This window comes from Roseomonas sp. HF4, assembly GCF_005222755.1.
Classification (GTDB): Bacteria; Pseudomonadota; Alphaproteobacteria; order Acetobacterales; family Acetobacteraceae; genus Neoroseomonas.
This window is the reverse complement of sequence record NZ_STGD01000004.1, coordinates 326293-341836: the sequence shown is the minus strand read 5'-3', so window position 1 is coordinate 341836 and position 15544 is coordinate 326293. Positions and strand designations below refer to the sequence as shown.

Genomic DNA, 15544 nt, shown 5'->3' with positions numbered 1-15544 from the left:
GGGGCCGCCGGCCCCGTCATTCGATCCGCGGCAGGCCGATCTGCGAGCGCGGGTTGGACACCCCGCCCACGGTCCGCGACCGGGTGTGGACGATCTCCACCACCTCCCCGAAGAAATCGTTGCGCCGCGCCTCGAAATGGTCGCCCGCCGCGTCAGTCCAGGCCAGGCGGTTGCCGCTGACCACGGCCCGGTGGCGGCTCCAGCCGGGCGCCAGGCCGTCGGAGAAGCTGCGCGGCGCGCCCCAGCCGCCGGCCAGGATGACGTCCGCCGTGCCGCCGGCGGCGTCGACGCCGAGCACGAGCAGCAGGTAGTTGCGCGAGGTCCGGTTCCAGCGCGGCGAACCGCCCCAGGCACCGATCATCGGATGCGCCGCGCGCCCGGCACCCGCGGCCTGCAGGTCCGGCGGCAGCGGGATGCCCTGGCTCGCCGCGACCTGTCGCACGGCGGCGAAGCGTGGCTCCGCCCCCGGCTGCTGCGCGACCGCCGGCGGCTGAGGCAGGGACGCCGCCTGCGGGCGGCGCGGCGCCGAGGGTTCGGCCTGCGGCTGCGGCGGGGCGGCGGCCACCGCGGGGCCCGCGGGGCCGCGGCCGGGGCGCAGCACCACCTCAGTGATCAGGCTGCTGTTGTCCCAGGGCACCTGCTGCCCGCCCGTCGCCTCGACCACCGAGCGCCGCACGCGCGTCATGAGTTGCCGGACCTCGAGCCCCGGCGTCGCCATGTGCTGCACCAGCGCCGCCGTGAAGGGGCTGTTGCGGCCGCTGCCGTCGAGCGCCACCGCGCCCGGGCTGGTCGAGAAGGCGATCAGCGTGCCGAGGTCGACCGTATCGACCCGCGCGAGGCCCCGCCCGACCGAGCGCGTGCCCGAGAAGCCGCGCGCCTGAGCCGCCAGCGGGTTGTCGCGGCACGCGTCGAGGATGATCACCCGGGCCCGCGCGCCCTGCATGGCGCGCAGCACCAGCGGCACGTCGACCAGTTCGTAGTCCACGTCCCGTGCGTGGGCGAGGCGCGCATCGACCGGCAGCAGGTGGTTCTCGCCGCCGATCTGGATGCCGTGGCCGGCGAAGTAGAAGACCGCGAGTTCCGCCCCCTCCGCCGCCGCGCCGAAGCGGCGCAGTGCCGCCTCCATCTCGGCCTTGCCGGCGTCCCGCACCAAGTCGGTCGCGAAGCCCGCGGCGCGGAGGGACCCGGCGATGGCCACCGCGTCGGCGGCCGGATTCTCGAGGCGCGGGACGGCGCGGTAGGAGCCGTTGCCGATCACGAGCGCCACGCGCTGCTGGGCCACCGACATCCCGGCGGGCAACAGCAGCATCAGCGCCAGGACGGCGACCCGCCCCACGCGGGTCGGCCATGATCTGGTCATGCGCATCGTGGCACCTCCCGAGCGACCCCCGGGGCCGGCTCCTGGCCGATCCGGAGGCCAGGAGCCTACCGCGGGACGCCCGCTGGTTGCAGGAAATTAAGGCCGCCGCCACCACCCAGAGAGACGCGGCCTGCAATGCTTCAGGGGTCGCGGCGGCTTATTCCCGGCAGGTCGCCGTCAGACTGACCCGCCTTCGGGTTGGGTTTATGGGCCGGCTGGAGCAATCCGGCCGGCCCTATTTTCTGTCTGGGCCTCCGTCTCCAGCAGCGCCAGCAGCCCTTCCAGCAGCTGCGCGGGCGATGGTGGGCAGCCGGGGATCAGCAGGTCCACCGGGAGCACGGCGCCGACGCCGCCCTCGACCGCGTAGGACCCCTTGAAGACGCCGCCATCCACGGCGCAGTCGCCGGCGGCCACCACCCAGCGCGGCTCAGGCGTGCAGGCCAGCGCGCGTTCCATCGCCTCGCGCATGTTGCGGCAGGCGGGGCCGGTCACCAGCAGCACGTCGGCATGCCGCGGGGAGGCCACGAAGCGCAGCCCGAAGCGCTCGAGGTCGTAGGCGACGTTCTGCAGCGCGTTCACCTCCAGCTCACAGCCGTTGCAGGACCCGCTGTCGACCTCCCGGATCGCGAGGCTGCGGCCGAGGCGGGCGCGGGCGCTGGTCGCCAGGCGCTCGGCCAGCGCGGCGACGGTCGCGCCGGGCGCGCCGGGTGCCGGGTCCGTCAGCGGCCGCGCCAGCAGGGCGCGGGCAAGGCGGGGCCAGAGCATCAGAGGTCCACCCCCGAATAGGAGCCGTTGAAGGATTTGTTGATCAGCGGGAAGTCAGCGACGATGTTGCCCTCGACCGCCGCTTCCAGCAGCGGCCAGTGGAGCCAGGACGGGTCGCGCAGGAAGGCGCCGCGGATCAGCCCGCCGCCGTCCAGCCGCAGCCAGGCCAGGCAGTCGCCGCGGAAGCCCTCGACGAGCGCCGTGCCCTCCCCCGCCGCGGCGGGCAGCGGGACCAGCGTCTCGCCCTCGGGCAGCGTGGCCAGCAGGCGGCGCACCAGCGCGACCGAGCTGCGCAGCTCCGCGATCCGCACGCGCACCCGCGCATCCACGTCGCCACCCTGCTCCAGCGCCAGCAGCGGCGGGTCCAGCCCGTAGGGCGCGTAGCCGAGCGCGATCCGCGCATCGAAGCCGCGGCCCGATCCGCGGCCGACATAGCCGCCGGCCGCGAAGGCATGCGCATGCGCCGGGTCGAGGAAGCCGGTGCCGACCACGCGGTCCTGCAGGCTCGCGTGGCTTTCGTAGATCCGCACCAATGCCGGCAGTTCCGTGTCCACGTCCGCCAGCGCGGCGAGGATCGCCTCCGCGCCGCCCGGCGCGATGTCGGGCGCGACGCCGCCGGGCAACACGCGGTCCATCATCAGCCGGTGGCCGAAGGCGGCCTGGCAGGCGCGCAGCACGCCTTCGCGCAGGAACCCGCAGCGCGCATGCGGAAAGGCGAAGGCGGCGTCGTTGCAGACGAAGCCCCAGTCGTTCAGGTGGTTGTGGATGCGCTCGAGTTCCGCCATCGCGGCACGCAGCGCGACGGCGCGGAGCGGCACCTCGACGCCGAGCGCGGCCTCGGCCGCCGCGGCGAAGGCCCAGGCATGCGCCACGGTCGAATCCCCCGACAACCGGGCAGGGAAGGCCGCCGCCGCGCGCGGCGACTTGCCCAGCATGAGCGAGAGCGTGCCCTTGTGCGTGTAGCCGAGCCGCGCCTCGAGCCGCACCACCACCTCCCCCTGCACGTGGAAGCGGAAATGCCCGGGCTCGATCACGCCCGCATGGATCGGGCCCACGGGGATCTGGTGGACGCCCTCCCCCTCCACCGGCAGGAATTCCGGCTGCGGCGGCTCGGCGCCGGGCGTCGGCAACGGGTTGGCGGAGAGCGGCCCGGCCATCGGCCAGCGGCCATGGTCGAGCCAGGGGCGGAGATCGACCGCGCCCTCCGCGCCCAGGCCCCAGAGGTCGCGGATCATGCGCTCGAAGCGGATCGCGCCGGGGCGCGCGGGGGAGAGCGCGGCATAGCGCCCGCCCTCGGCCGGCGCGGAGGCGAGCAGGACCGCCGCGCCGTCGAGGAAGGCAGCATGCACCATGCCGGGCTCGGCCCAGAGGGCGAGCAGCGCGAGGTCCGGCGCGGCCGCGAGCGCGGCGGGCAGGCGGGACCATTCCTCGGCGGTGAGCAGGTGGCGCTCATGCGGGCGCGCGCCCTGCGGCAGGCCGGCACGGATGAGGGCGGTGGCGGTCATGGCACGGGGGGGGGGAAGGGAACTTCCCCCCGCACCCCCCAACCTTCTTTGCCACTTGGCGTCCCACCGTCCAGGACCGGCGCCAAATGCCAAAGAAGGGAGGGCTTGGGGTTCCTACGGCGTCGCGCAGCGACGTCGTGGGGCACGGATCGGGTGAGGTTCCCCTCCCCCGTGCTTTCCTGGCTCATCCGACCACCCTCGCCGCTTCCGCCAGCATCGCCGCCAGCGCCGCGGGCATCGCCACGCCCAGCGCCGCCGCCACCGCCAGGTGCAGCCAGAGCGGCACCGCCGCCGCCCATTCGCGCCAGCCGTCCAGCGCGCCGGCCGCATCGGGCGTCGGCGCGCCGAAGCACATCTGCTGCAGCACCGTGACCAGCGCCGCCAGCGCCGTGACCATGCCGAGCACGAGCGGCAGCGCGAGCCACGGCATCTCGGCCACCGCGACCGTCAGCAGCCGGAATTCCGAGGCGAACAACAGGAAGGGCGGCAGCCCCGCGATCGCCGCGATGGCCAGCGCCAGCCCCCAGCCGAGCGCGGGATGCGTCGCGACCAGGCCACCGATCTCGGCGATCTTCTGGCTGCCCTTGGCCTGCGCCGCGCGGCCGACGCCGAAGAAGACCGCGCTTTTCACCAGCGAATGGCCAAGCAGGTGCAACAGCCCCGCCAGGTTCGCCGCCGCGCCGCCGAGGCCGAAGGCGAAGGCCGCGAGGCCCATGTGCTCGATGCTGCTCCAGCCGAAGAAGCGCCGCGCGTCCCGCCGCCGCCAGAGCGCGAGCGCGGCCAGCAGCACCGACGCCAGGCCGAGCGCCAGCAGGAAGGGGCCGGGCGCGATCGCGTCCGGGTTCGCGCCGACGATGGATTTCGCGCGCAGCACCGCGAGCATAGCCGCGTTCAGCAACAGGCCGGACAGCACGGCCGAGATCGGCACCGGCCCCTCGGCATGCGCGTCCGGCAGCCAGGAATGCAGCGGCACCAGCCCCGCCTTGGTGCCGTAGCCCAGCAGCAGGAAGGCGAAGGCGAGGTTGAGCGTGGCCGGGTCGCAGCGCGCGGCCACGCCCATCAGCGCCGCCCAGGACAGCCCGTTCTCCTCCTGCAGGAAGGGCTGCGCGGCGAGGTAGAGGACGATGGTGCCGAACAGCGCCAGCGCGATGCCGACGCCGCAGAGGATGAAGAACTTCCACGCCGCCTCGAAGGCCGCGGGCGTGCGGTGCACCGCGACCATCGAGACGGTGGCGAGCGTCGCGATCTCGACCGCCACCCACATGACGCCCAGGTTGTCGGCCACAAGTGCGAGGAACTGCGCGCCCATGAAGACCTGGTAGGCCGCGTGGTAGGCGCGGATGCGCCAGTGGTCGAAGCCCTCGGCGTCGAGCGTCGCGGCCGAGAAGACGGCCGTGGTGAGCCCGACGAAGGACGCGACCAGGATGAAGGGCAGGTTCAGCGCGTCGGTGCGCGTCCAGCCATGCTCGGCGAAGGGCATGGCGGCCAGCGCGCCGGCCATCAGGAACGACAGCGCGCTGACGCCGATGTTCGCCAGCGTGGCCTGGCGCAGGTTGGGCACCGCCGCCAGCGCCGCGGCGCCGAGCCAGGGCAGGAAGACGATCGCCCATTGCAGCGGCATCAGCGCCGCTCCCCGCGATGTTCCTCGAGGCTCGCGGTATCGAGCGTGTCGAAGCGTTCGCGGATCTGGAAGGCGAAGACGGCGGCGACGACCGCCACCATCAGCACCAGCGCGGCGGTCGAAAGCTCCACCACGAGCGGCATGCCCGCGACCCCGATCGCCGCCAGGATCAGCCCGTTCTCCAGGCTGAGCAGCCCGATCACCTGGCTGATCGCGTTGCGCCGCGTGATCATCATCAGCATGCCGAGCAGCACGACGGACAGCGCCAGCGCCAGGTCCTCCCGCGCCAGCGCGCCCGCGCCCTCGGTCGCAGGCAGCACGGCCAGGATGGCGAGCCCGACCAGCGCCACGCCGGCCATGAGCGAAGGCCCGATGCTGAGCGCGGTCTCCACCGTGCGATGCAGGTCGAGCCGTCGGACGATATGATGGAGGGCGAGCGGGATGAGCACGCCCTTGGCCGCGAACGCCAGAAGCGCCGTCAGGTAGAGCCCCGGCGCCCCCTGCACCCAGCCCTGCCAGGCGGCCGCGAGCGCGAGCAGCGTGCCCTGCGTCGCGAAGGCGTTGATCACGGCCCCGATGCGTCGCTGGTACAGCAGCAGGAAGGACAGCAGCAGCACGCTGCCACCCAGCAGGTGCGACAGGTCGTAGGGAAGCTGGCCGAAGCTCATGCCAGCCTCGTGGAGACGAACAGCAGCACCGCGCCGAGCAGCCCGAGCAGCAGCGCGGCGCCGAGGAATTCCGGCACGCGGAAGACGCGCATCTTGGCGATCGCGCTCTCAAACGCCGCCAGCGCCAGCGCGAGGCCCGCCATCTTCGCGACCCAGGCGAGCAGGCCGGGGATCCAGAGATGCGGCCAAGCCCCGGCCGGCGCCTGGCCGACCGGCAGGAACACCGCGACCAGCAGCGCGAGCCAGAGCGTCAGCCGCAGCATCGCGGCGAAGTCCCACAAGGCGAGATGCCGGCCGGACGCCTCGAGGATCATCGCCTCGTGCACCATGGTCAGTTCCAGGTGGGTCGCGGGGTTGTCGACCGGGATGCGCGCGTTCTCGGCGACGGCCACCGCCAGCAGCGCCACCAGCGCGAGGCCGAGCGAGACCCGCAGCCCGAGCCCGCCATCCCGGAAGCCGGCCGCGATGGCGTCGAGGTTCGTCGTGCCCGCGAGGATCGCGAGCGAGAGCGCGGCGACGACCAGCGCGGGCTCGGCCAGCGCGGCGAACGACATCTCCCGCGCCGCGCCGAGGCCGCCGAAGGGCGTGCCGACATCCATCCCCGCCAGCGCCATCGCCACGCGGCCGAGCGCCAGCAGACCCGCCACCAGCAGCAGGTCGGCCAGCGGCGCCAGGGCCATGCCGCGCGCGAAGGAGGGCACGAGCGCCGCCGCGGCAATGGCCGCACCCGCCGCGACATAGGGCATGACACGCGACACGGCCGAGGCGTTCTCCGCCAGCACCGGCACCTTGCGCAGCAGCTTGAGCAGGTCGCGCAGCGGCTGCAGCGGATGCGGCCCGCGCCGCCCCATCATGCGCGCCTTCAGCCAGCGGATGACGCCCGTCAGCACCGGCGCGGCCGCCAGGATCAGCGCAATGTGCAGCAGCTGCGCGAGGACCGAGAGCACCGCGGCCATCTCAGCGCGCCCCCATCCAGGCCAGCAGCGCCAGCATCAGCACCACGGTGCCGAAGGTCAGGCCGAGGCATTGCCGGATGGACAGGTCGCGCAGCCGCTCGGCCTGCGCTGCCAGCGCGTCCCGCCAGCGCGGCAGCGGGCCTTCGAGGGCGGCCAGCGCCGGGTCGCGATACCCGGCCTCGAGCACGGCGGGCAGCGTCGATCCGGGCGGCGGCATCCGGACCTCCTCCCGCGCCGCGAGCAGGCCGGCGCCCAGCATCCGCCGCAGCGGCTGGCCGAAGCCGGCGGCGGAGGGCTGCGTCGCCGGGTCGCCGAAGGGCAGGTGCGCGGGGGGGGCGATGTAGCCGCAATCCCAGGCCGGGCCGCGCGCGACGCCGGCCGGCGCCCGCCGGCGCACCCACCAGGCGACGCCGCCCACGGCCGCCGCGACCAGCAGCGCCGCGAAGGCCGGCCAGTAGCGGGCGCCGCCCTCGGCCGCGCCCACCATAAGCAGCCCTGTCCGCGGCGCCGCGGCGCCGGCCATCTGGCGGAGTGCCGGCTCGGCGAGATCCAGCATCACGCCGGGCAGCAGGCCGAGCAGCACCGTCAGCCCGGCCGGCAGCAGCAGCGCCCAGCGGGCCGCGCCGCCCACATCCTCCGCCCCTGCCGCGCGGGGTGTCCGTGGGCGGCCAAGGAACACCAGGCCCCAGAACCGCACCATCGCCGCGGCAGCCAGCGCGACGGCCAGCGCCGCCAGCGCCGTGACGGCGGCCACGCCCATCTGGAAGGCGAGGTCGCCCACCCGCCATGCCGCCAGCAGCGCCTGCAGCAGCAGCCATTCCGAGGCGAAGCCCGACAGCGGCGGCAGGGATGCGGCGGCCGCGATCCCGACCAGCGCGGCCCAGGCCGTGACGGGCATTCGGTGGATCAGGCCCCCCAGGCGATCCAGCCGGCGCGACAGCGCCCCGTGCAGGACCGCCCCCGCCGCCAGGAACAGCAGCGTCTTGAAGACGGCATGGTTCAGCGCGTGCAGCAGCGCGGCGCCGGCGGCCAGCGCCGCCAGCGCCGGCAGGTCGGCGCCCCGGAAGGCGAGTGCGAGGCCGAGCCCGATCGCGATCAGCCCCACATTTTCGACGGTGGAGCAGGCGAGCAGCGTCTTGGTGTCGTCCTCGAGGTTGGCGCGGAGCGCGCCGATCACGGCCGAGGCGGCGCCCAGGGCGATCAGCGGCGCGCCGAGCCAGACCGGCTGCGCCGGCCCCATCAGGTCGAAGGCGAAGCGCGCCAGGACATAGAGAGCGACCTTGGTCATCGCCCCCGACATCACCGCCGACACATGCGACGGCGCCGCCGGATGCGCGAGCGGCAGCCAGACATGGAGCGGAAACAGCCCGGCCTTGGACCCCGCGCCGGCGAGCACCAGCGCCAGCACGGCGGCGGCGCGCCAGCCCTCGGGCGGCGCGTCGCGCAGCACGGCGAAGGCGACCTCCCCGGCGCCGCCGGCCAGCAGCCCGAAGGCCGCGACCAGCGCCAGCCCGCCGAAGCCCGCGAAGCCCAGGTAGATGCGCGCCGCACGGCGGTTCTCCGCCGCCGCGTGGTCATGCGCGACCAGCGCCCAGGAGGCGAGCGACATCGCCTCGAACCCCAGCAGCAGGGTGAAGCCGTCGGCGGCGAGCACGACCAGCGCCATGCCGGCCAGGAAGATGGGCCAGGGCACCAGCAGCCGCGGCGCGACCGCGCCCCGGACACCGCCCCACGCATACAGCGAGGCCGCGGCGACCGAGGCGCCGAGCGGCAGCAGGAACCAGGCGGAGAGTTGGTCGATCGCGAGCCGCGCCGCGCCCCAGGGCGGCCCGAAGGGCAGGTCCAGCACCGCCGGCCCGCCGAGCAGCCCCGCGACGCCGCCCGCGACCAGCAGCACGCCCGCGGCGCAGCAGGCCGCGTACACGGCCCGGCTGCCGGCGGCGGACCGGGCAAGCGCCACCGACGCGGCCCCGAGTGCCGCAAGCGCGCCCACCAGCAGGGCGAAGAAGGTCAGCACCGACGGACGACGCGCCGAGTCATGGGCGAAGGATAGGCCCCTGGCTTCCCATCGGGCCAGCCTTCAGGCGCGGTGGCGGCTCGCACTGCCCACCTCGCGCGTTGCATCGCCCGTGGCGCGCGGCTAGAGCAGCGGCGGGCCCGGGGAACCGCCACGCTGTTCCGCCGGGCGGGCATGAGCTGTTCCGGATCCTGTGTTTCCTGGAGCAAGGCGTCCGGTCGCATGGTTCCATCCGATCGGACACTGCTCCAGCGCTGCGTGCGGTATCCGGGACGGGGCAAGGGGGGGCTCGGCGCCATGCGCCAGGACCGGGGGCGCGTGGTACGCCCCGACGGAGCATAGATGCGCGCGCTGCTCGGCCTCAGCCGCGGCATCGACGCCGTCAGCGCCGGCATCGGGCGCATCGCGGAATGGTGCGTGCTCGCCGCCTGCGCGGTCAGCGCCGGCAATGCGCTGATGCGCTACGCCTTCTCGCTGTCCTCGAACGCCTGGCTCGAGGCGCAATGGTATCTCTTCACCGGCATCGTCATGCTGGGCGCCGCGCATACGCTGAGGCGCAACGGCCATGTGCGCGTCGACCTCGTCTACAGCATCGTCTCGGAGCGCACGCGCCTTTGGATCGACGCCTTCGGCATCGTCTTCTTCCTGCTGCCGGGCATGCTGTTGCTGGCGTGGATGACCTGGCCCTTCTTCCTGGATTCCTGGATGCGCGACGAGGTCTCGCCCAATGCCGGCGGGCTGCTGCGCTGGCCGGTGAAGCTGCTGCTGCCGCTGGGCTTCGCGCTGGTCGTGCTGCAGGGGCTGGCGGAACTCGTGAAGCGCATCGCCGCGCTCAGGGGCATCGAGGACGACGCGGCGCGCGTCGCCGCTTACGAGAAGCTGGAGCAGTGAGGCGATGATCAGCCTCGACCTGATGCCGCCGCTGATGTTCGGCGGCCTCGTGATCTTCCTGCTGCTGGGCTTCCCGGTCGCCTTCAGCCTTTCGGCCGTCGGGCTCTTCTTCGGCTTCCTGTCGATCGAGATGGGCTTCTTCACCACCGCCTATCTCGGCAACCTGCCGCTGCGCGTCTTCGGCATCCTGTCGAACGAGGTTCTGCTCGCGATCCCGTTCTTCACGCTGATGGGCGCGATCCTGGAACGCTGCGGCCTGGCCGAGGACCTGCTGGAAGGCACGGGCCAGCTGTTCGGCAAGGTGCCGGGCGGCCTCGCCTATGCCGTCATCGTGGTGGGCGCGATCCTCGGCGCCATCACGGGCACGGTGGCGGCCAGCGTCATCGCCATGGGCATGATCAGCCTGCCCATCATGCTCCGCTACGGCTACGACATGCGGATCGCGACCGGCGTCATCGCGGCGTCGGGCACCATCGCGCAGCTCATCCCGCCATCGCTCGTGCTGATCGTGCTGGGCGACCAGCTGGGCAAGTCCGTGGGCGAGATGTACGCCGGCGCGATCGGCCCGGCGATGATGCAGGTGATGCTGTTCCTGCTGTTCATCGCCTTCGTGAGCACGGTCTGGCCGCAGAAGGTCCCACCCCTGCCGGAGGAGGCGCGGACGCTCCGCGGCTGGCCGCTCTACTGGCGCGTCATCAAGGGCATGGTGCCCTCGCTCGTGCTGATGTTCCTCGTGCTTGGCACCATCTTCCTCGGCCTCGCCACGCCGACCGAGGCGGGCGCGATGGGCGCGATGGGCGCCATCCTCATCGCCGTCATCAACCGCCGCTTCACCTGGGCGCTGCTGTTCGAGGCGATGGCCAACACCATGCGCATCACGGCCATGGTGATCTTCATCCTGATCGGCGCCACGGTCTTCACGCTGGTCTTCCAGGGCGTGGACGGATCGATCTGGATCGAGCACCTGCTGGCCCACCTGCCGGGCGGGCAGACGGGCTTCCTGGTGGTGGTCAACGTCGCGGTCTTCCTGCTGGCTTTCTTCCTCGACTTCTTCGAGATCGCCTTCATCGTCGTGCCGCTGCTGGTGCCGGTGGCGCAGAAGCTCGACATCAACCTGGTGTGGTTCGGCGTGCTGCTCTGCGTGAACCTGCAGACATCCTTCATGCACCCGCCCTTCGGCTTCGCGCTGTTCTACCTGCGCGGCGTGGCGCCGAAGGAAGTCCTGACCAAGGACATCTACTGGGGCGCCATCCCGTTCCTGTGCCTCCAGCTCACGCTGGTCGCCATCGTCATCATGTGGCCCGAGAGCGTGACCTATTGGCTCGACACCGGCACCGGCGTCGATCCCGCCACGGTGACGATCGACGTGCCCGCGCCGCCGCCGACCGACGACGTGCCTGTGTTCCGCTGAGCCGGCGGGCCGGTCCCGCTACCCGCCGAGGAATTCCGCCACCAGCGCGATCTGGGCCGCATCCATCAGCGCCGGCGCGTGCCCGGCACCGCCGATCTCGGCGAATTGCACATTCGCGCCCGCGGCCATGGCGCTGGCGGTCTCGGCCGACAGGATGTCGCTCGCCGCGCCGCGGATCAGCAGCACCGGGATCGTCACCTTCTCCCACAGCGCCTGCATGTCGAGCGCCTGGGGCTGCTGCGAGCGAATCGGCGCGCCGATCGCCGGGTCGTAGTGCAGCGCGACGCCGCCCTCCGCCGGGCGTGACGACGTCTCGGCCAGGTGCCGCCATTCGGCGTCGGTCAGGCTGCCGAAGGGCGCGTGCACCTCGCGCAGATGCGCCTCCAGCGCGGGGATGTCTCGGAACACAGGCTTCGGCGTCATGTAGTCCCGGATGCGCGCGATCGCCGCCTGCGGGACGAAGGCGCCGATGTCGTTCAGCACCATCCGCCGAATCGGGTGGCCCGGCGTCGCCGCCAGCCCCATGCCGCAGATCCCGCCGAGCGAGGTGCCCACCCAGTCGACCGGCCCGTCGAGCCGCGCCAGCAGGTAGGACAGCGCCGCGACATAGACCGGCGGCTGGTAGAGCATTCCGTCCGGCAGCCAGTCCGAGGCGCCGCGACCGGGGAGGTCCGGGCACACCACGCGCCGCCCCGACGCGGCGAGCGCGCGCGCCAGCGCGTCGAAATCCCGCCCCGATCGCGTGAGGCCGTGCACGCAGACGACGGGCGCGCCATCCGCCGGGCCCCATTCCCACCAGCGCATGGTGAAGAAGCCGACGGGCGAGAGCCAACGCACCGCGCCTTCGCGCACGACATCCTCCTCCCGCCGGCGGGGCCGGCTACAGGACCGCCTTGGCCCGGAGCCCCGCGATCTCCTCGGCGTCCATGCCGAGCACCCCTGTCAGGACGTCCTCGGTATGCTCGCCCAGCACCGGCGGCGCCGATCGATAGGTGGGCGGGGTCGCGCTGAGTTTCACGGGGTTGGCGATGACCTTCACCGTGGCGCCGGTGCCATGCGCCATCTCGAGCGTCATGCCGCGCGCCTGGACATGCGGGTCGGCGAAGACCTCAGCCAGCGTGTTGATCGGGCCGCAGCCGATCTTCTGCGCTTCCAGCGCCGCGACCCATTCGGTCGTGGTGCGCGTCTTCATCACCGGCGTCAGCGTCGCCGTCACCAGGTCGCGGTTGGCGACGCGCTTCGGGTTGGTGGCGAAGCGTTCGTCGGCCAACAGGTGCTCCTGGCCGAAGGCGCGGCAGAAGCGCTCGAAGGTCGGGTCGTTGCCGACAGCCAGGATGATGTAGCCGTCCTTCGTCGGGAATTCCTGGTACGGGCTGATGTTCGGGTGCTGGTTGCCGAGCCGCGGCGGGTTCTCCCCGGTCGCCAGGTAGTTCATCCCCTGGTTCGCGAGCCAGGCGACATGCGTATCCAGCATCCCGATGTCGATCTGCTGGCCCTCACCGGTCGCGTTGCGGTGGTTCAGCGCCGCCAGGATGCCGATGCAGCCATAGAGGCCGGCGAACAGGTCGGCGACCGGGATGCCGACCTTCTGGGGGCTGCCGGCTGGCTCGCCCGTCAGGGACATCACGCCACCCATCGCCTGGATCAGCGCGTCGTAGCCCGGTCGCGGCGCATAGGGGCCGGTCTGCCCGAAGCCCGTGATGGAGCAATAGATCAGGCGCGGGTACTTCGCGCGCAGCTGCTCCCAGCCGAGGCCGTATTTCGCCAGCGCGCCGACCTTGAAGTTCTCGACCAGGATGTCGGAAGTCTCGAGCAGCCGGTGGATGATCGCCTGCGCCTCCGGCTTCGCCATGTCGAGCGTGACCGACTTCTTGTTGCGGTTCACGCCGAGGAAGTAGGCGCTCTCCTTCGTCTCGGGCCAGAAGGGCGGCGCGAAGCCGCGGGTGTCGTCGCCAGCCTCGGGGCGCTCGATCTTGATGACCTCGGCACCGAGGTCGCCCAGCATCTGCGTGCAGGTAGGCCCCGCGAGCACGCGGGTGAGGTCGAGGACGCGAAGGCCCGAAAGCGGGCCGGCCGGCTGGGACATGAGGCAACTCCGGGGTCAGGTCTCGGAGCGGAGGCTTAGTCGCGGGCCTGCGCGGCGGCAACCCGGGGGCAGCGCCGCAGGAGGGGCCTTGCCCCTCCCGCACCCTCCCCACCAAAGGCCGAAAGGCCTTTGGGAACCGTCGCCTGGCACCCAACCGCCGATGGTGGCGCGGTATCGGGTTCCGAGGGCCTTTCGGCCCTCGGCGGGGGAGCACGAGGGGGCGGCGCCCCCGCGTTCCCACGGTTCCCTCCGGCGCCGGGCGGGTCTATGCCTGCCCGAAATCCGCCTCCGGAGAACCGCCCGATGCTCGACCGCCCGCACCCCACCCCTGCCGCGCCCAGCACCGATCCCTTCGCGCTGGCCAAGGCGCTGTCCGGCATTCATTTCATCGGCGGCGCCTATGTGCCCGCGCGCTCCGGCAGGACCTTCGCGGTGGTGAACCCGGCGACCGGCGCCGAGGTCGCGCGCGCGGCGGAAGGCGACGCGGCCGATGTCGATGCCGCCGTGCAGAATGCCGCCAAGGCGCAGAAGGACTGGGCGAAGGTCCCGGCCCGCAAGCGCGGTGCCCTCGTGTACCAGTGCGCACAGCTGCTGAAGGAACACGTGGACGAGCTCGGCCGTCTGATCGCGCTGGAAACGGGCAAGGCGCTGCGCACCGAAAGCCGCGTCGAAGCCGGTGTCGTCGCCGATGTCTTCGAGTTCTTCGGCGGCCTCGGGTCGGAACTGAAGGGCGAGAGCGTCCCTTTCGCGCCCAACGTGCTGTCCGTGACGGTGCGCGAGCCGCTCGGCGTGGTCGGCGCCATCATCCCGTGGAACGTGCCGATGCTGCTGATGGCGCTGAAGGTCGCGCCCGCGCTGGTCGCCGGCAACACGGTGGTGGTGAAGTCGGCGGAGGAAGCGCCGCTGGCGGTGCTGCGCATCTGCGAGATCATGAACCGCGTGCTGCCGCCCGGCGTCTTCAACATGGTCTCCGGCTTCGGCCCGGAATGCGGCGCACCGCTCGTGTCGCACGCGCTCGTGCGCAAGGTGACGTTCACGGGCTCCGTCGAGACCGGCAAGATCGTGGCGCGCGCCGCGGCCGAGAAGCTGATCCCCGTCACGCTCGAACTCGGCGGCAAGTCGCCGATGATCGTCTTCGCCGATTGCGACTTCGACAGGACCGTCTCCGGCGCGCTGACGTCGATGCGCTTCACGCGCCAGGGCCAGTCCTGCACCGCCGCAAGCCGCATCTATGTCGAGCGCCCGATCTTCGACCGCTTCGTCAAGGCGATGACCGACGCGGTGAACGGCATGGTCATGGGCGACCCGCTGGATGAGAAGACCGACATCGGCACCATCGTCAGCGAAGGCCAGATGGAGAAGGTGCGCGCCTACATCGCCGAAGGCGCCGCGACGCCGGGCGCGACCGCGCATGTCTGCTCCGCCATGCCGACCGACCCGGCGCTGAAGAAGGGCCTGTTCATCCAGCCGGTCATCTTCACCGGCCTCACGAAGGACAGCCGCCTCGTGAAGGAGGAGATCTTCGGACCGGTGACGGTGATCCAGCCCTTCGACGACCCCGAGAGCGTGCTGGCCGAGGCGAATGACAGCGACTACGGCCTGGCCGCCAGCCTCTGGACGAACAACCTCAAGGTCGGGCTGGATCTCGCGCATCGCCTGGAAGCGGGCCTCGTGCAGATCAACCAGAACCTCGTCGTGCAGGCGAACCTGTCCTACGGCGGCGTGAAGTCGTCGGGCCTCGGAAAGGAGGCAAGCCTCGAGGCGATGCTCGAGCACTTCACGCACAAGAAGACCATCATGGTGAACATGGCGTGATGCGCTCCCGCCCCGGCCTCGCCCTCGCGTTCCTGCTCGCGGCCTGCGCCGCCGAGCCGCCGCCCCCCGTGGCGCAGGCGCCGAGCTACCCGCCGCCGCCGCCCGGCTGGCGCGCCATCCCCGCCCTCGCGACCGAGGGCGACATCGTCAGCGGCTACGTGCAGGAACGCGGGCTCGTGACCACGGGCGCGGTCCGCCGCGCCTGGATCCTGATCAACCTGCGCGAGCCCATCCCGATCCCGGAAACCGGCGGGCGCGCGCAATCGGTCCGCTTCCTCGGCGAATACCGCTGCGCCGACCGCGCCTGGCGGCCGCTGGAGGGCGCCTGGTTCGCCCGCCTCGGCGCGCAGGAACCCGTGCATGCCGAACGCCCACGCAGCGCGGCCTTCCGCCCGGCCGAGCGCGGCACGCTCGGCGGCACCTTCCTCGACGCCGCCTGCGGGCTGTAG

13 protein-coding genes are annotated in these 15544 nt (G+C 72.6%); 4 read left to right on the top strand and 9 right to left on the bottom strand.

The genetic code is table 11. The annotated features are described in order from the left end of the window. Nucleotides 1–16: 16 nt before the first annotated feature. From E8M80_RS09015 to E8M80_RS08985, 7 genes are all read right to left on the bottom strand, one after another. A complete protein-coding gene (locus E8M80_RS09015) occupies nt 17–1360 on the bottom strand; it encodes a caspase family protein (RefSeq protein WP_170979293.1) in 1344 nt (447 codons plus the stop codon). Between the two features lie 204 nt (nt 1361–1564). Next, complete coding sequence (locus tag E8M80_RS09010; RefSeq protein WP_137125338.1) at nt 1565–2125, bottom strand: NADH-quinone oxidoreductase subunit B family protein; 561 nt, start codon at nt 2123–2125, stop codon at nt 1565–1567. Further along, complete coding sequence (locus tag E8M80_RS09005; protein ID WP_137125337.1) at nt 2125–3630, bottom strand: nickel-dependent hydrogenase large subunit; 1506 nt, start codon at nt 3628–3630, stop codon at nt 2125–2127. The genes E8M80_RS09010 and E8M80_RS09005 overlap by 1 nt, the downstream gene beginning before the upstream one ends. A gap of 184 nt (nt 3631–3814) precedes the next feature. Next, nucleotides 3815–5251 carry a hydrogenase 4 subunit F gene (locus tag E8M80_RS09000; protein WP_137125336.1) on the bottom strand — a complete coding sequence of 479 codons (1437 nt, stop codon included), beginning with the start codon at nt 5249–5251 and terminating at the stop codon, nt 3815–3817. Further along, on the bottom strand, nt 5251–5919 hold the full coding sequence (locus E8M80_RS08995; protein WP_137125335.1) for a hydrogenase-4 component E: 669 nt from the start codon (nt 5917–5919) through the stop codon (nt 5251–5253). The genes E8M80_RS09000 and E8M80_RS08995 overlap by 1 nt, the downstream gene beginning before the upstream one ends. After that, nucleotides 5916–6875: a respiratory chain complex I subunit 1 family protein gene (locus E8M80_RS08990; RefSeq protein WP_137125334.1), complete on the bottom strand. Its 960-nt coding sequence runs from the start codon at nt 6873–6875 to the stop codon at nt 5916–5918. The genes E8M80_RS08995 and E8M80_RS08990 overlap by 4 nt, the downstream gene beginning before the upstream one ends. Nucleotide 6876: 1 nt before the next feature. Beyond that, nucleotides 6877–8892, bottom strand: coding sequence for a proton-conducting transporter membrane subunit (locus tag E8M80_RS08985; protein ID WP_137125333.1), 2016 nt, complete (start codon nt 8890–8892; stop codon nt 6877–6879). Nucleotides 8893–9234: 342 nt separating this feature from the next. Between E8M80_RS08985 and E8M80_RS08980 the strand changes: the two genes are divergently transcribed. Beyond that, on the top strand, nt 9235–9783 hold the full coding sequence (locus tag E8M80_RS08980; RefSeq protein ID WP_137125332.1) for a TRAP transporter small permease subunit: 549 nt from the start codon (nt 9235–9237) through the stop codon (nt 9781–9783). A gap of 4 nt (nt 9784–9787) precedes the next feature. Further along, nucleotides 9788–11194, top strand: coding sequence for a TRAP transporter large permease subunit (locus E8M80_RS08975; protein WP_137125331.1), 1407 nt, complete (start codon nt 9788–9790; stop codon nt 11192–11194). An 18-nt stretch (nt 11195–11212) separates the two neighbouring features. Here the strand turns inward: E8M80_RS08975 and E8M80_RS08970 are convergent, their stop codons facing one another. After that, nucleotides 11213–12046: an alpha/beta fold hydrolase gene (locus E8M80_RS08970; RefSeq protein WP_240789951.1), complete on the bottom strand. Its 834-nt coding sequence runs from the start codon at nt 12044–12046 to the stop codon at nt 11213–11215. A 28-nt stretch (nt 12047–12074) separates the two neighbouring features. Beyond that, nucleotides 12075–13280 carry a CaiB/BaiF CoA-transferase family protein gene (locus E8M80_RS08965; protein WP_137125330.1) on the bottom strand — a complete coding sequence of 402 codons (1206 nt, stop codon included), beginning with the start codon at nt 13278–13280 and terminating at the stop codon, nt 12075–12077. A 303-nt stretch (nt 13281–13583) separates the two neighbouring features. On the opposite strand from E8M80_RS08965, the gene E8M80_RS08960 reads away from it, so the two are divergent. Together E8M80_RS08960 and E8M80_RS08955 are read left to right on the top strand one after the other, a co-directional pair. Then, nucleotides 13584–15095, top strand: a complete 1512-nt coding sequence (locus tag E8M80_RS08960; protein WP_137125329.1) for an aldehyde dehydrogenase family protein — start codon at nt 13584–13586, stop codon at nt 15093–15095. After that, a complete protein-coding gene (locus E8M80_RS08955; RefSeq protein ID WP_370287313.1) occupies nt 15095–15544 on the top strand; it encodes a surface-adhesin E family protein in 450 nt (149 codons plus the stop codon). Before E8M80_RS08960 ends, E8M80_RS08955 begins: the two co-directional genes overlap by 1 nt.

Bases quoted from the DNA above. Each gene is read 5' to 3' on its own strand.
- E8M80_RS09015 (WP_170979293.1), bottom strand. From the start codon at position 1,360: ATGACCAGATCATGGCCGACCCGCGTGGGGCGGGTCGCCGTCCTGGCG.
- E8M80_RS09010 (WP_137125338.1), bottom strand. From the start codon at position 2,125: ATGCTCTGGCCCCGCCTTGCCCGCGCCCTGCTGGCGCGGCCGCTGACG.
- E8M80_RS09005 (WP_137125337.1), bottom strand. From the start codon at position 3,630: ATGACCGCCACCGCCCTCATCCGTGCCGGCCTGCCGCAGGGCGCGCGC.
- E8M80_RS09000 (WP_137125336.1), bottom strand. From the start codon at position 5,251: ATGCCGCTGCAATGGGCGATCGTCTTCCTGCCCTGGCTCGGCGCCGCG.
- E8M80_RS08995 (WP_137125335.1), bottom strand. From the start codon at position 5,919: ATGAGCTTCGGCCAGCTTCCCTACGACCTGTCGCACCTGCTGGGTGGC.
- E8M80_RS08990 (WP_137125334.1), bottom strand. From the start codon at position 6,875: ATGGCCGCGGTGCTCTCGGTCCTCGCGCAGCTGCTGCACATTGCGCTG.
- E8M80_RS08980 (WP_137125332.1), top strand. From the start codon at position 9,235: ATGCGCGCGCTGCTCGGCCTCAGCCGCGGCATCGACGCCGTCAGCGCC.
- E8M80_RS08975 (WP_137125331.1), top strand. From the start codon at position 9,788: ATGATCAGCCTCGACCTGATGCCGCCGCTGATGTTCGGCGGCCTCGTG.
- E8M80_RS08965 (WP_137125330.1), bottom strand. From the start codon at position 13,280: ATGTCCCAGCCGGCCGGCCCGCTTTCGGGCCTTCGCGTCCTCGACCTC.
- E8M80_RS08960 (WP_137125329.1), top strand. From the start codon at position 13,584: ATGCTCGACCGCCCGCACCCCACCCCTGCCGCGCCCAGCACCGATCCC.
- E8M80_RS08955 (WP_370287313.1), top strand. From the start codon at position 15,095: ATGCGCTCCCGCCCCGGCCTCGCCCTCGCGTTCCTGCTCGCGGCCTGC.